Here is a 14,319-nt window from a genome sequence, read left to right on the forward strand (position 1 = left end):
CGATCATCGGGTGCCGCGTCAACGACCCGGGGACGGCACCAATTCCGCACGTCGAGTGATGATGCCGCGCACACGGAATGCGACGAAGATATCGCCGCTGTCGGCCATGGTACGACCGAGACTCGCGATGAGTGCGTCGGTGTCGGCGAGGAACTGTCGACGCTCGTCGGCCGTAGGTTGCCGGGCGCCACCGAATGAGTGCCAGGTGACTGCCCTGTCGGCGTCGGCGACACCCGCGGCCACCGCAGTGGCGGCGGTTTCCCGCGCCCGAACCATCGGGTCATCGATGGGGCGAACCCGGATCGCCGCCCCGATGGTGGCAACCACGGCGGCCGGAACGGCCAGCGCCGAATACATCAGCAACGTGCCCTTGGCCGTCTCGATGATGCCGTGGATACCCTCGGTCGTCACGGCGAGTACAAGCCCACTGAAGAGCGCGATCACCCCGCTGACGCCATAGAGGATCGCCGATCGCGACCACCCCGGACTTGTCAGCGCGGCGGAGTACGCCGTTCGCGCGCCGGACATACCGAGGCCGACGCCGAACACCAACGCGGCCAACAACAGTGTCAGGAACCACCACGACTCGCCGCCGCCGCGACCCACACCGGACACCACCACAATCGCAAGGGCGCCGAGAGAGCCACCGATGAGATACGGGTCGGTGAGGATACTGCGCCGCGGCCCGCCGGGGCGACGCCACGGTAGGTCGACCGTCGTTAGATAGCCGGGAAACCATTCTCCGGCACCAGCGGCCCACCCCGGTATCGTCCGGTCGGTGATGACGAGCGTCGCCGCGTCGACATCGTCGCGGAGCCATACCGACAGTTCCCCGGCTTCGGTCAACCGGTGCCCCGGCGCTGGCGCCATCATGGTGGTTGCCGCCGATGCCAGCTCGGTCGCCGGCACCGAACTGCCCCATACAGTGCGGGTATAGGTCACCGAGTTTGACAACCGGACCCGGCTCTCGGTGATCGGAACCAGCTCCGTGCGATCACCGATTCCCGGCCGATCCACCCCATCGGAGAAGCCGCGGTGACCGGCTCGACCATGGCCGTCCGACTCATAGGTGTGCCCGGGCTCGTCGTTGGTCCCGGCCTCGTTGCTTCGTTCATGGCTTCGGCCGGGTTCATAGAACTGGTCGGGTTCATGGAACTGGTCGGGTTCATGGAACTGGTCGGCGGCGGTGCGGTGATCAGGGCGCGATCGGTCCTCCGCTCCGCCACCTTGGGAAGTCCCCCCGACCGGTGCCGATGCGAGCAACGCACCCCGTGCCACCAGTGTTTTCGGATCACCCAAGGCTTGTATCTCGGCGATGGTCGCGAGTTGCCCGTGCACCGCCGGGATACGACTGGAGCCACCCGACAGCAGGATCGCCACCGGCCTGGCGGACGGTCCGGCCGCGTCCAGCGCCTGACGTGTCAGCCAGGCCGCTCGCTCGACCAGATCACATACCTGATCATCGAATTCATGTCTGGTGATTTGCAGCGGCGTACCGCCCATCGGCAACCCGACAACCGCCCGACTCGACTCCGACAGCGTTTCCTTGGCATCTCGTACCCGATCGGCCAGGGTCAGCACGATGGCCGGATTGTCCTGCCACGCCGGGTCTTCACCACGTGCTGTGAGGCTCCGTGCAGTCCAAGCGAACAGTCGCCCGTCGAAGTCGTCTCCGCCCAGACCGGCGTCGCCGGCCGCCGAAACCACCCGAAACCCCGAATTGTCGTGGTCGACGACCGCGACATCACAAGTGCCGCCGCCGAAATCGAAGACACACAATCGTCGGTCCCACAACAGGCCCTCTCGGGACGAGTAGTACCAGGCGGCGGCCTCGGGTTCGGACACCAGGCGAAGCGTGGCCGTGGGCACACCCACCGATGCGGCCGCCGACCGCAGCACACCCAGCCGGTCGCCGCCCCACCCCTCGGGATGGGTGATGACCACTTCGTCGAAACCGCCGATCACACCGGCGTGCCGTCGCACGACCCGCAGGACCTCCCCGAGGACCGCGGCAATCACCTCAACCACCGGAATCTGGCGTCCACCCAACAGCATTCGTTGTTCACCGATGTGCCGTTTCGGCGTCCGCTCGAATGCCGGCGGATCGATCAACGCGTTGTTGATGGCCGCCTTGCCCACCAGCAGGTTCTGTCCGTCGGCGTATACCGCCGACGGCATCGTGTCGCCGTCCCCCAGCCTTACTGTCGTCGGCACGTTGTCGCCCAACTGGATTGCCGCAGCACAATTGCAGGTACCGAAATCAATGGCAACCCGCGTGCGTACCCCACTTGTCATCGATAGCCGATCTCCTAGTGATGCCGTAACCCTAACCGAATCTGACGCATACGTCCGCGACCAGGGCGCGTCTCCCCGTTCCCTTTGCCGCCCTCGGCGGAAGAATTGGGCGACACGCCCTAGGGTGTATTTCCCCAGCGGCTGTTCTGCGCGTGGGCGATGGCGTCGCGGATCTTGTCGGCGCCGCCGAATATGCCACCCCAGCCGAAGTATCGGCCGTCGTTGAAGTATAGTTCGTGTTCCAGACCCATCGGGTCCCGATAGACGACACGTACCCAGCTGTTGACGATATCACTACCGGCAGCACCGAATCCGCCGATCCCGAACTGTCCGACAGGGACCTCACGGGTCAGCTTCGGGGATACATAACGGAATCCGGCAGAACTCAGGGTCAGCGTGCCGGTGTGACGGTCCTTGATCCGTCCGACCTTGGGCGGCGCTTCAAGTGCCCATACCTTGTTGAATACTGTTTCATTCATGTCGGTCTCCTCATGTGTCGCGTGCCCCGGTCGGTGCCGGCCGGGTTGATGCCGACGCCGAACGCGGCAGCGAGGATTTTGTGCTCGGCTCTGACTGTAGACAGTCTTCGGTCGATGATTACCGGGCGAAGTACGCCTTGCTGTTGCCGTTTACGATATTGCTGAAGATCAGGCCCGGAATCACAATCCCCAGAATCCCCAGGCCGGGCTGCCCGTCATTGAGGACCAGGACGATCAGGCTGATGGCGTTGACTCCCATGATGACCAGGGACACCGCGAGCAGCGGTGTGCCCGACTCTCCTCGAAAGGCGACGAATGCGGCCCAGGCCAACGCCGTCGCGAGCACCAGGTTAATCAGCGCCAACGCTATACCCAGGCCACCACCGACCAGGGCGGTCATTCCGATGGCCACCAGCACCATGAGTGCCGAGTAGACAAGACCGATCACGGCCGCCGCGGTCACCGATCCGGGCCGTGCCCTCGGTTGGTCGGCGCCGGGCCGGACGTACGGCGGAAACGCACCGCTGCCTTGGGGAGGATTGGCGGGATAGGACATGCTCACTCCTTCATGTTCGTTGTGTCGGAAGCTATGAACTATCCGAGTGGTCGAGGGGCGAAAGGTTCCACCGGGGGCAGACCAATATTCGGGGCCGCGAACGGCGTCGACCAACCGTGCTTTCGGCGCGGCGGGAACCAACAGCGGTTACCGCACCTCATAGCCAACAGACGAACGGCGGGCGTCCGCCGACCAAGACACGACCACCCGAGGAACCATGGCAAACACTCGCCTGAGCATCGATTTCGGCACCACCAACACCGCGGCCGCATTCGCCGACGTCGCCGGCATGACCCACGAGATTCGTCTATCACCCAGGTCGGCGCTGATGCCGTCGGCGGTATTCGCCGACCGCGGTCAGCTGGTCGTCGGCACGGCTGCGCTCAACCTGGCGGCCACCGATCCCACCGCGTTCGAGGCCAACCCGAAACGACGACTTCAGGAGCATGAAGTGTACCTGGGCGGACAACGCTTTGCCGGTACGGCACTGGCCGCATCCGTATTTCGCCACGTCCTGAGCGAAGCATCCCGGGTTGCCGGCACCACCTTCGACGAGGTTGTTCTCACCCACCCGGACAGTTGGGCCGGTCATCGCCAGGAGCAACTGCGCATCGCCGCCACCCAAGCGGGTATCGCAGGGAGGGATATCACCCTGGTGACCGAAGCACGAGCCGCGGCCACCTACTATTCGCTACAGGACCACCTGCCGCCGGACTCGCGCATATGCGTGTACGACTTCGGCGCGGGAACTTGCGACGTCGCGGTACTCGACAGAGCCGCTGACGGCACCTATTCGGTTGCCGCCTGCCGCGGCCTGGACAACCTGGGCGGCACCGATCTGGACGGCCACATCTTTTCCTGGACGGTCCGTCAGCTACAAGCCACCGCACCGCATCTGGCAGCTCAGCTGGACAATCCCCATCTACGACTCACCTTGGTCGATAACGTGCGCAACGCGAAAGAAACACTGTCGATGGCGACGCGGGCGCACATCGCCGTTCCCGGTGGCACGTCCATCCAACTCACTCGCGGCGAATTCGACACCCTGATCCAGGCTGATATCGGGCGCTCGGTCGACCTCACCCGTCAGTTGATCGCCGACGCCCACACGATCAGTGAACAACCGGTGAGCCGCATCTACCTGGTCGGCGGATCAAGCCATATTCCGCTGGTGCACGACGAACTCGCCGCCCTGGGAGAGATCGCCACCCTCGGCGATCCGAAGACCGTCGTCGTCCGCGGCGCCCTCGGCCACAGCACCACCACGAGCCGACGGCCCGAACCCGCTCCGCCGGGTGCCCGGATCACCATTCCGGCGGCCGTGGCGGGGCGAGTCACCTTGACGCTCACCGCACAACCCGGCAGCCACGTGAGAATCGGCCAACCAATCGCATCCTGCTACGACGGCACAACGCTAGGAATGCCCGCAGCCACCCTGGACTCGCCGGTCGAGGGTAGCGTGCGAGCGCTCCACTGGCGCCCGGAGTCCGGGGTGAACGCCGGTGACGCGCTGATCTCGGTCGCACCCGCATTCGTCGCCGACCACCAGTTGCCCGCCCTCCCGACCGCGGACGCGATCATCACCACCGTCAACGCCGTCGGCACACCGACCACCGACAGCAAGTCGGCGATCTGGTCGTTGGCGTGCAGTTTCGTAGGAATCTTCCTCTGCGGGCTCGGACTCCCTTTCGCGATCGCCGCACTGTGGCTGGGCATTCGTGCACGCAAAGAAATAGCAACTTCCGGAGGCACCATCGGCGGCAACACACCGGCCATCACCGGAATATCACTGGGCGCGCTCGGAATCGTTGTGAACGCGTTCATGCTGGTCGTCATTTTCACCGCCTGACACCCACGGGCCCCGCAACCCAGGTAGTGGACGACGGTCCCGGGGTCTATCACCGGGTGCGGACCACTGACCTCGACAAGCTGGTCACGCTGATCCCTAAGGCGCCCGCCACCCTTCGCATCGGCGATAGGAATCGACCAGCACAGTCAGGTCCCGAAGTCGATTGCCACCCGAATCGTCATATCTCGATCAGTCTTCCTGTTCTGTCCACCCACAGTCCGCCGGCGATCGTACGGGTCCGCACGTCCACCATGACCCGGCCGGTGTACCGGCCGGGTCATGGTGGACGTGGCTCAGACGAGGTCGGCGCCGTCGATCGGGTCGTCGGTCACGGTGGAATCCAGCTCGGCGTCCTGTACCCAGGTGTCGGCCTCGCCGTCGTCGTCGGTGTCGATCGCCACATCCTCCCCCACCGCGACCGTCTCGAACTTGCCGTCCTCGTCGGCGTCGACACCGACCGTCTCCAGCTCACCGTCACCATCGGCGTCGACGGCGACACCGTCGATCACACCGTTCTCGTCCAGGTCGACCGCGACGGTGTCGATGACGCCGTCAGCGTTGGTGTCGGCGGCCAGGGCGTCGACGACGCCGTTACCGTCGGTGTCGACGTAGGCCGCGTCGATGACGCCGTCGCCGTCCAGGTCGACGGGCTCGGCTTGGTTGGTGGTTGTTGCATCCGACATCGGGGTGTCCTTATCTATCTGTGTGGTTGCTGTCGATCAGGTATGAGGCCCGATGATGGGAGAAGGTTCCCACGGCGGCGGAAACGTTGTCGACGAGGGGCGTAACGCTGGCCCGCACCGCAGATGCGGGTATCCGGATGCACGATGGCATACTGCGCACATGCGGTCCACCAATTGTGTCTACGTCGATGTCGGCTACCTCATCGCCTCCGCTGCCACGCGGGCCACCGGCACCTCGTTGCGCAGCGGCATCAACGTCGACGAAGCCGCCCTCATCTCCGCGCTGATCAGCACCGCCGCCGACCTGTCGGGCCGGCCGACGCTGCGCGTGCACTGGTACGACTCGGCGAAAGACGGTGTACCCGATGCCCGACAGGAACGGATCGGTGAACTGCCCAAGGTGAAGTTGCGGCTCGGCCGGTTCGGGGTCGGTGGCGAGCAGAAGGGCGTGGACCTGCGCATCGGGCTCGACCTGGTCACCCACGCCCGCAACAACGCCTCCGACGTCTTCTTCCTCGTGTCCGGCGACGACGACCTCACCGAGGCCGTCGAGGAAGCACAGGTGCACGGCGTGCAAGTGGTGGTCCTGGCCGTCCCCAACGCCGCCGGAAAGCCGCACGGCATCAGCCGGCACCTGCTGCGCGCCGTCGACGACATGCGCGTCATCGACGGTGCGGCCGTCGACGCCGCGGTGATCAAGATCGACCGGAAGGTACCCGAGAGCACCGAACCTCAGCCCGCCGCCAGGCCGTCGGAGGGTGCCCGCCCCGGACCGAAACCCGGGCCACGCCCGGCTGCCCCGTACCCCGCCGCACCGAAGCCCACCCCCACCGAGCCGCGCAAGGCATCCCCGGCGACCATCGCCGCGTCCGCCCAGATCCCGATAGTCAAACCCGGACCGGTCGCCAAACCGGAACCGACCAGCACCCTGGCCTACAGCTCCAATACCGGGGAGATCAGCAAATTTCTGATGCCTGGCTACGACACGGACATCGACGTCGACAACGACGACACCATCGAAGCAGTCGCCGAACGAGTCCTGTCCTCCTTCCTCGACACCGCTTCTGTCGAGGACGTCCGCTCGCTCGCCACGTCGCGGCCGTCGATCCCGCAGGATCTCGACCGGGCGATGCTGATGGACGCCTCCGACGCCCTCGCTGTCGGCGACATCCCCGAACCGGTCCGACACCGGCTGCGCGAGATGTTCTGGCAGAAGTTCAACGCACGCCGACCGTGAGCCGCCCACGGGATGAATTCAGGCAATTCGCCGATCGTGGGAACTTTGACGCCCCACGCACCCTCCTACCTGTCGACACCATTCACCGACAGCCACCGGGGAGTTCCCATGACGCAGGCATACGACGCCAACGGCGACGGCATCTACGACTCGTACGCGACCGACACCAACGGTGACGGATACGCCGAAACCATCCACCTCGACCAGAATCAGGACGGCTACATCGACGGCGCCGGGGTGGACGCGAACGCCGACGGCTATATGGAGACGGTCGGCGGCGACTTCAATCAGGACGGCCGATACGAGACCGTCGTCACCAATGGCGTCACCTACGTCGATACCGATGGCGACGGCCTCGCCGACACCCAGCAGACCACCTACAGCAACGGCGACTACACGATGACCGGCGACACCTTCGCGCCGAGCGGCGTCGTCGGCGGCACGCCCTCCTACGACGGAGTCGGCGGATTGGTCGTCGATATGGCCGGGCAGTCGGGTACCGCGGCGTGGAGTGACGGCGACTACGACGGCGACGGCATCTACGACTCCCAGGACAGCTATCCGAGCAACCCCGAATACTACTGAGCCATACCTCAAGCCCCGGATGCAGCCGCAGTCGGGGCTTGACGCTGCGAGGCTCACCCCTGAACGAACCTCGGCACCGTCGGGAGCATGGACGCAGATCACATAGTGTCGAGTCGTAGAACATCAAATCCGGTACGGCCGACATCCACCGCGACTGACAGGAGCATTATCACAATGAGCACGCCTGACGGACTGCCGCAGTGGTGGAGCCAGATCGATGACACCGATCTCTCGCCACCCGATGCGACCTGGCAGGGCGCTCTGGATGCCGCGTTCGATGACGGCCGCGACGTGGACTACGACCTGTACGATACACCGGCAGAGATCACCGGGGAGGCCGTCGATGACCAGGACGACCACCTCGCCGGCGACGAGTTCGACGCTGCCGTCGATACCGAACCGGACAGCCATTCGTTCGATTCCGAGTTCTGCGACGACGACACCGTCATCGAATTAGTGGATTTCAGCGACGACGGAGGCCAGGGGCATTGTTAGCACCCCTGTTGATTCGCGGATAATTTCACGAATGCGCAAGTAGATGAACGGCACTCCCGTGTGGTGCGCGGGCGGTGAACTCGTTTCCGCCGATAAAGACGAATGTTGCAACCGTCTAACTTTTCCGGTCGGGTAGTGCCTGAAACAGCAACGCCGATATATGCTCATCTGATGCTCAAGGTCACATTCGCCCACCGCGTCCGGACCCGGAGTCGCGACCGGCTGGTTCGGTACCCGTGAGCACCCCCGCAGACACCGACCATCTGGTCCGAGCGGCCACCGCCGGTGACCGGCATGCCTTCGTCACGCTGGTCGGTATGCAACGCAACCAACTGTGGGCGGTCTGCTACCGCATCACCGGCAACCGGCTCGACGCCGAGGACGCCCTGCAGGAGGCGATGATCGCCGCCTGGCGCGGCATCGGCACCTTCCGTGGCGACGCTAAATTCTCCACCTGGCTCTACCGCATCGCCTCCAACGCGGCCATCGCCCAATCCAAGAAGCGGATGCCCGCCGACAACATCGACGACCACGAAACCCCCTCGCTCATCGATATCGCCGCCGATGTCACCACCTCGGACCGGATCCAGACCGCACTGGCCGAGCTCCCCGACGCCTACCGGGTGACGTTCGTGCTCCGGGTGTACGGCGACCTCAGCTACCAGGAGATCGCCGAACACCTGTCGATACCGGTGCAGACGGTCCGCAGCCGACTCTCGCGCGCCAAATCCGCATTGCAGGCCGCACTGGCCGACCTGCGGTGCGGGTAGAACCATCGCCCTCACGACGCGGGCGCGGCAGCCGGTGAAGGAACGTCCGACGCCTGAGACTTGGCCAGCTCGGCACGAAAAGCGTTGAGAATAGCGGTAATCCGTTTCAGTTCGGTGTCGAGGATATTGACCTGCTTCTGCCGCTCGGTATCGTCGGCGCGAGCAGCCGCGGCGGACTCGTTGATCAGCTTCTGCGTTTCGGTGAGAGATTCGGACAAGATATCGGCGTAACGCAGTCGCAGTTCGGGCACAAACTCACTGAGCGCCGATCCGATCGCGGCCGTCGTATCCTCTCGTGCCTGCCGAATCGTCTCAGTCAGCCACCTGGTGAGGTTCTGTCGGCCCACTCGACGGGCACGAAAACCCACCAGGAACGCCACCCAGGCAGGGCCGAGCACACCCCCCACCACCGCCCCCGCCGCGGCCCCGGCCACGCCGACGAGTCCGGCCGCCGCCGTACTGACACCACCGCCGCCGGCGAGCCCCATCGCGCCCATGGTGACCAGATGCGGATCGAAGAATCCCTTCCACCGCTCGTACTCCTTCGGCGGGCGCAGGTCGATGTCATCGAACCCGGATAGCGCGGTGGCCATCGGACCTGCCTGCACCTGCGCCTCACCGACCATGTCAACGGCGATTGCCGTCAATTCCTCCTGTAGCCGCCTGGCGATCCCCACGAACGTCGTCTCGACCTCCACGGATATATCCGCGACCACCGACCGCGACTGATTGTTGAGTGCCACCGCACCCATCGACTCGATCTGCTCCTCCCATCGCGTTTTCAACTCGTCGGCGTATTTCCTCAACTGTGCGTTGGTCTCATGCTGCAGGCGGTCCTTGCGCTGAGTCAGCCGCGTCCCCCATTCCTTCTGGGCGGCCTGCAGCTCTTCGAGTCTCGCCTTTTCCTCTGTCATCTCCCGGTGGGTCTTCGGTGCGTCGACGATCGCCAGCTTCTGCGCTTCCAGTTCGCCCCGCAATTGCCCGAGTGCCACCTGGGCGCACTGGATGGCATTGCGGCGCACGATCCGTTTCGGATCACCGAGCGCGGTGTTGATGACCTGACCGAGATCGGGAACTCCCGACGACGTCCACGCCGATGCGGCGCGATCGGTGTCTCCGATCGATATCGCGCGCAACGCGAAGGCATTCGACACACCGAGCACCGGAATTCCGGCGAACTGCGACGCATGCTGCGCGAGCAGCCGCCGATTCTCCTCGATGACGGTCCGCCACTCGCGTAACGCCTTGTCCTTCTTGGTGACCGCGAGAATCACGGTACCGATCTCGGCGGTGACACCGCGCAGAAATTCCAGCTCCGCCGCACTGATCGGAGCGAGGGCATCGCACACCATCACCAATGCGCAAGCACCCTCGGTGGCGGTGACGGTAGCCTGCACATGCTGCGGGTTGAGCCCGTTGACGCCGGGCGTGTCAACGATGACGGTTCCCGCTAGATGTACTGCGTCAACTGCGATTTCGGCACCGATCGGGATTACTCCGTCGATGTCGTCGGCCGCGTGCACGCCGTCGACGGTGACCCAGTCGAGAACCTCACCGGCCGGGATCGGGTGGCGGCGCCCGTCGGGCAGGATCAGCGCGGCCCAACCGTCGGGGGTGTCGACGCCGGTCGGGATGTACCGCACCTGCGCCGAGGTGGCGATTTTGGTGTCCACCTTGGCCAGATCGGATCTGCCGATCAGCGAGTTGACCAGTGAACTCTTACCGCGTTTGATCTCGCCGACGATCACCAGAGTCCGGGTGGGAGGTTCCCGGCCCGCCACTTCGGCGATCCGGTCGGCCTCGGCGATCTTGTCGCGTTTGCGCAGCGAATCCTGCGCCGCCACGAGCGTATCCACTGTGGTGCCTGCAGCAGGCTTGGTCATCGGCACTCCTGCATATCGGTGCTGTCGATCCATGCGGAATCTGTGGTCAGTCGATAGGAGTGATCGGCGAACCGAAAGGTTCCCCGATTCACGACGCGGCATTCCATGGTGGTGTTCCTGCAGGGTCAGCCCAAGGCGCGCCCGGCCGCCAATTGGTAGCTGCGTTCGAGCACCGTGAGCGCTTCGCGTTCGGCCCCCGAGAACACCGTCAGCTTGCGACTGCGGCACGCGGAGATCCGGCCGAGTGCGGCATCACGCAACTCGGCATCGCCGACATATCGGGGCACGCCCACCAGCTGCCGCGGATTATCGGCGCGCAGAACGTGTTCGAGCTCCTGGATCAACGGGCTGCTGGAGGCACTGAGCACCAACCGGTCCATCGCGGCGAGCTCCCGCAAACAGTGCAATTCGGCGCTGAGTTCGGCGCGTTCGAGCAGCGTGAGCACCTCCGACCGCGCCGCTGACGTCCACGCCAACTGCCGCAGCACCGCCAACGTGGTGCGTGCCTTGAGCACACCCCCCGTATGCGCGATCCGGTCGTTGATGGCGCGGTGCAGATTACCCAAACCGGAGCGCTCTATAAGCCAGTCCGACAAAGCAATTGCGCCACGACACGCAGTCCGCCTGCCATGGACGAGCCCGTACAGCCCGACCTTGTCGTGTAGTGCGGCCATTACCGGGTCGTCGCCACGTTCCACCGCTTCGGCCAACTCGAACTCGTCCAGGTCGGCGAGCCTGCCGAGGGCGGCCGCCTCCGCTTCGGAGATCCCGATCTCGGCGCTCTCGGCCATCAGACCGGCCACCGGAATGGCAGTGCGGGCCAGATCGTTGTGTTCACGCGCGAGGCGTTCGGCATGCTCGGCGGCGGTGTCGAACGGGTCGGTGGCGCCAAGAACACCGTCGCCGGCCACATCGGCGCGCGATATGACCACGATGGTGTTGAGTCGGGTCGCGCCCATGGCGCGCAGAAAGTCGACCTCGTCCGTACGCAGATGCCCACCTTCGACGAGAAACAGCAGCACCTCCGGCTGTGGCAGACCACCGAAGTCGATCAGCGCCCGTCGGGTGGCCTTCTCGGAAGTCACCTCATGACTGCTCAGGCCGGGGGTGTCGATGACCCGGTATTGATCCCGCAACCGGGACTGTGGTGTGTAGGCGACGGCGTAATCGACCTGGCCGGGTGGCATCCCGAGATCGTCGGGCGCCAGCCCACGTATCCGGGCCGGTTGGCCGTCGCCGAGCGGATGCAACTCGAATCGTTCCGGGGCACCGCATTCGTAGAGCGTCGCCACCCGCGTGCACTCCCCGGCGTCGGTGGGTGCGATCTGCGCTCCGACGAGAGCATTGACCAGCGTCGACTTGCCGGAGCTGACGCGACCGGCGAGCGCGATGGTCGGCACCCCGCTCAGCCGCGCCGCCAGCGACGCCACCTGAGGCTTCTCCTCGGTGGGTACGACGCGCTCGACGGCGCTGAGCAGTGCACTGATCGCCTCCATCACCACGACGATTCCATGCTCTCTCTCCGAATCTTCCGCACTCAAGTACGACCCCAGATTCTGACACGGCACCCGGCCGATCGCCACCGTCCGAACGGTCGAAATGGACCGGGGACGGCAAACGACGTGATTCTTACCGGCATTTCAGGCAGGTCCGTGGAACTTTTCCCATCGGCGCCCCCTCTGACCAGGCAATCACATCTTGTGAGTTTTCTGGATTCGACACAAGGAGTACACGATGGCCGACTTCGCAGTCGACACCGACCCCGACGAGGAGGTCTGCGCCGACGAAGCCCACCCTGATACGGACCCGGCGGTGCCCAGCCTCGGGATCGACACCGACGAGCAATGGCGCGTGCCCGAGACCGGTGAACCCCAAGCCGGCCGGTCCCCGACCGGCGATTCGGGGCCGAAAGAGGAATTCGACGAGCACTGGTTCTACCAGGCCACCGACGGCACCTGCGTGCCGGCGAGCGTCGCACAGATCGTGTCCGAGTACTCGGGTGTCGAGTTCACCGACGAGTCCGCTTTCGTCGCATACGCGATGGAACAGGGGATGTTCGTCGACGGTGAGATCTCCAACGGGATGACCATCGAGGATTCATACCGACTCATGGTGGCCACCGGCATCCCGGCGACGATGGTCGAGGGCAGCACCATCGACGATCTTGAGACGCTGGTGGAATCGGGGCACGGAGCCATGGTGTTCGTTGATTCGGGCTACTGGAATCCGGGTGCCGAGATCCTCGACGAGTGGCTCGGCACCGACGTGGGCGCCGACCACTGCGTCGTGATCACCGAAATCGACCGGGAGGCCGGCGTCGTCTACCTGTCGGACACCGGCACCCCCGACGGCAATCAACTCGCGGTTCCGCTCGACGAGTTCGAGAAGGCGTGGGCGGAAAGCAACAACACGATGATCGTGTGTGACGAGCCGTCACCCAACGCCGAATTCCTGGAATCCGGGACCGACAAAGACAGCAGCGCGCTCGGTACTCAAACCCCCGGTACCCAAGCCCTCGGTGCCCAAGACACCTCGCGCAGCGGCGAGGACATCGGCCGGGAGTTGCTCGAGCGCACCCCCGACGACCAGCAGACCATCGACGTCGAAGATGTGGTCTCCTGGGCTACCGACAACCCGTGGATTCTGCTGCCGATCGTCATCGGAGCGGGCGCCGCGCTCGGTAAGGCGGGACGACGGTGAACGTTGCGAGCGGTTTCGGCACAATCGATTTCAGTTTCTGGCGGCTACTACTGGTGACGGTGGTCATCGGCTGTGCCGGTGTCCTGGGCTACCTGGTCAGCGCCGACATGTCACCGTCGGCGCACGGCCGGTCCGTCCGCGGCTCCGGCACCGAACCGCCCACCACACCGATGCGTGGTCGGCGGGCCGGTCCGCCGCCACCGGCCGCGCCGCCCGCCGCACCTCAACCGCCCCCCGTAGTTCCCCAGCCGCCCGGTCCCGGCGAGGACGCCGGGCGTCTGCTGCGCGCCCTCATCGGCGCCTACGACACCAGCACGGAGCAGTCCGTGCGCCTGCACATCACGCAAGAACTGCACAAGGCGGGCGTCGAGATCGTCATCATCGAACCGGGTGTCCCCTTCTCCGCCGACCACATGCGTTGTGTAGCAACCGAAGGTACATCAGAACCGCAGGTCGACCAGCTGGTCGCCCGCACCGAGCGGCCCGGCTGGATCCGCGCCGACGGCGCCGTCGTCCGGGTTCCCGAGGTGACCATCTGGAAAGTACCCCGATGAAACGATCACCCAACCCCCTGATGATCATCCTGGCGGTGATCGGCGCCTGCGCGGCTTTGCTGCTGGTCACCGTCGACTTCAGTAAGGCCAGCGAATCCGGAACCCAGCAGACCGACCCGACCGAGCCGGACAAAAAGGCGGACACAAGTCCTCCCACCAGCAAGCAGACCCCGAACGATAGCAAGCCGAGTGACAATACCTCGGGCGGCTCGGGCGACTTGAACCCCCCAGGG

The 14,319-nt window shown here is 65.2% G+C and carries 13 protein-coding genes; 7 read left to right on the forward strand and 6 right to left on the reverse strand.

Annotation, left to right across the window (positions count from 1 at the left end):
- Nucleotides 1-18: 18 nt before the first annotated feature.
- The 3 genes from GII31_RS17985 to GII31_RS17995 all read right to left on the reverse strand — a co-directional run bounded on the left by GII31_RS17985 (nucleotide 19) and on the right by GII31_RS17995 (nucleotide 3,330).
- On the reverse strand, nucleotides 19-2,295 hold the full coding sequence (locus GII31_RS17985; RefSeq protein WP_213244733.1) for an Hsp70 family protein: 2,277 nt from the start codon (nucleotides 2,293-2,295) through the stop codon (nucleotides 19-21).
- Nucleotides 2,296-2,414: 119 nt separating this feature from the next.
- Nucleotides 2,415-2,774, reverse strand: a complete 360-nt coding sequence (locus tag GII31_RS17990) for a hypothetical protein (RefSeq protein ID WP_213244734.1) — start codon at nucleotides 2,772-2,774, stop codon at nucleotides 2,415-2,417.
- Nucleotides 2,775-2,892: 118 nt separating this feature from the next.
- On the reverse strand, nucleotides 2,893-3,330 hold the full coding sequence (locus GII31_RS17995) for a hypothetical protein (protein ID WP_213244735.1): 438 nt from the start codon (nucleotides 3,328-3,330) through the stop codon (nucleotides 2,893-2,895).
- 217 nt (nucleotides 3,331-3,547) lie between these two features.
- Between GII31_RS17995 and GII31_RS18000 the strand changes: the two genes are divergently transcribed.
- On the forward strand, nucleotides 3,548-5,179 hold the full coding sequence (locus GII31_RS18000) for an Hsp70 family protein (protein WP_213244736.1): 1,632 nt from the start codon (nucleotides 3,548-3,550) through the stop codon (nucleotides 5,177-5,179).
- Nucleotides 5,180-5,472: 293 nt separating this feature from the next.
- Here GII31_RS18000 and GII31_RS18005 read toward each other — a convergent pair whose 3' ends face one another.
- On the reverse strand, nucleotides 5,473-5,862 hold the full coding sequence (locus GII31_RS18005) for a hypothetical protein (protein ID WP_213244737.1): 390 nt from the start codon (nucleotides 5,860-5,862) through the stop codon (nucleotides 5,473-5,475).
- Between the two features lie 160 nt (nucleotides 5,863-6,022).
- Here GII31_RS18005 and GII31_RS18010 point away from each other — a divergent pair, with 160 nt between their 5' ends.
- The 4 genes from GII31_RS18010 to GII31_RS18025 all read left to right on the forward strand — a co-directional run bounded on the left by GII31_RS18010 (nucleotide 6,023) and on the right by GII31_RS18025 (nucleotide 8,949).
- Nucleotides 6,023-7,099 (forward strand): NYN domain-containing protein, encoded by a 1,077-nt coding sequence (locus tag GII31_RS18010; protein WP_213244738.1) that lies wholly within the window; start codon nucleotides 6,023-6,025, stop codon nucleotides 7,097-7,099.
- A 108-nt stretch (nucleotides 7,100-7,207) separates the two neighbouring features.
- Nucleotides 7,208-7,684, forward strand: coding sequence for a hypothetical protein (locus GII31_RS18015; RefSeq protein WP_213244739.1), 477 nt, complete (start codon nucleotides 7,208-7,210; stop codon nucleotides 7,682-7,684).
- A 174-nt stretch (nucleotides 7,685-7,858) separates the two neighbouring features.
- Nucleotides 7,859-8,179 (forward strand): hypothetical protein, encoded by a 321-nt coding sequence (locus GII31_RS18020; RefSeq protein WP_213244740.1) that lies wholly within the window; start codon nucleotides 7,859-7,861, stop codon nucleotides 8,177-8,179.
- Between the two features lie 236 nt (nucleotides 8,180-8,415).
- A complete protein-coding gene (locus GII31_RS18025) occupies nucleotides 8,416-8,949 on the forward strand; it encodes an RNA polymerase sigma factor (RefSeq protein WP_260840086.1) in 534 nt (177 codons plus the stop codon).
- 11 nt (nucleotides 8,950-8,960) lie between these two features.
- On the opposite strand, the gene GII31_RS18030 is transcribed toward GII31_RS18025, so the two are convergent.
- On the reverse strand, nucleotides 8,961-10,832 hold the full coding sequence (locus tag GII31_RS18030) for a dynamin family protein (RefSeq protein ID WP_213244741.1): 1,872 nt from the start codon (nucleotides 10,830-10,832) through the stop codon (nucleotides 8,961-8,963).
- Nucleotides 10,833-10,957: 125 nt separating this feature from the next.
- Complete coding sequence (locus GII31_RS18035) at nucleotides 10,958-12,328, reverse strand: dynamin family protein (RefSeq protein ID WP_213244742.1); 1,371 nt, start codon at nucleotides 12,326-12,328, stop codon at nucleotides 10,958-10,960.
- A gap of 238 nt (nucleotides 12,329-12,566) precedes the next feature.
- Between GII31_RS18035 and GII31_RS18040 the strand changes: the two genes are divergently transcribed.
- Nucleotides 12,567-13,532, forward strand: coding sequence for a cysteine peptidase family C39 domain-containing protein (locus GII31_RS18040; RefSeq protein WP_213244743.1), 966 nt, complete (start codon nucleotides 12,567-12,569; stop codon nucleotides 13,530-13,532).
- On the forward strand, nucleotides 13,529-14,086 hold the full coding sequence (locus GII31_RS18045; protein WP_213244744.1) for a hypothetical protein: 558 nt from the start codon (nucleotides 13,529-13,531) through the stop codon (nucleotides 14,084-14,086). The genes GII31_RS18040 and GII31_RS18045 overlap by 4 nt, the downstream gene beginning before the upstream one ends.
- Nucleotides 14,087-14,319 lie beyond the last annotated feature (233 nt).

The sequence above is a fragment of the Gordonia pseudamarae genome (genome assembly GCF_025273675.1).
Lineage (GTDB): Bacteria > Actinomycetota > Actinomycetes > Mycobacteriales > Mycobacteriaceae > Gordonia > Gordonia pseudamarae.

Coding starts and splice junctions, on each gene's coding strand:
- GII31_RS17985 (WP_213244733.1), bottom strand. CDS start 2,295: ATGACAAGTGGGGTACGCACGCGGGTTGCCATTGATTTCGGTACCTGC.
- GII31_RS17990 (WP_213244734.1), bottom strand. CDS start 2,774: ATGAATGAAACAGTATTCAACAAGGTATGGGCACTTGAAGCGCCGCCC.
- GII31_RS17995 (WP_213244735.1), bottom strand. CDS start 3,330: ATGTCCTATCCCGCCAATCCTCCCCAAGGCAGCGGTGCGTTTCCGCCG.
- GII31_RS18000 (WP_213244736.1), top strand. CDS start 3,548: ATGGCAAACACTCGCCTGAGCATCGATTTCGGCACCACCAACACCGCG.
- GII31_RS18005 (WP_213244737.1), bottom strand. CDS start 5,862: ATGTCGGATGCAACAACCACCAACCAAGCCGAGCCCGTCGACCTGGAC.
- GII31_RS18010 (WP_213244738.1), top strand. CDS start 6,023: ATGCGGTCCACCAATTGTGTCTACGTCGATGTCGGCTACCTCATCGCC.
- GII31_RS18015 (WP_213244739.1), top strand. CDS start 7,208: ATGACGCAGGCATACGACGCCAACGGCGACGGCATCTACGACTCGTAC.
- GII31_RS18020 (WP_213244740.1), top strand. CDS start 7,859: ATGAGCACGCCTGACGGACTGCCGCAGTGGTGGAGCCAGATCGATGAC.
- GII31_RS18030 (WP_213244741.1), bottom strand. CDS start 10,832: ATGACCAAGCCTGCTGCAGGCACCACAGTGGATACGCTCGTGGCGGCG.
- GII31_RS18035 (WP_213244742.1), bottom strand. CDS start 12,328: ATGGAGGCGATCAGTGCACTGCTCAGCGCCGTCGAGCGCGTCGTACCC.
- GII31_RS18040 (WP_213244743.1), top strand. CDS start 12,567: ATGGCCGACTTCGCAGTCGACACCGACCCCGACGAGGAGGTCTGCGCC.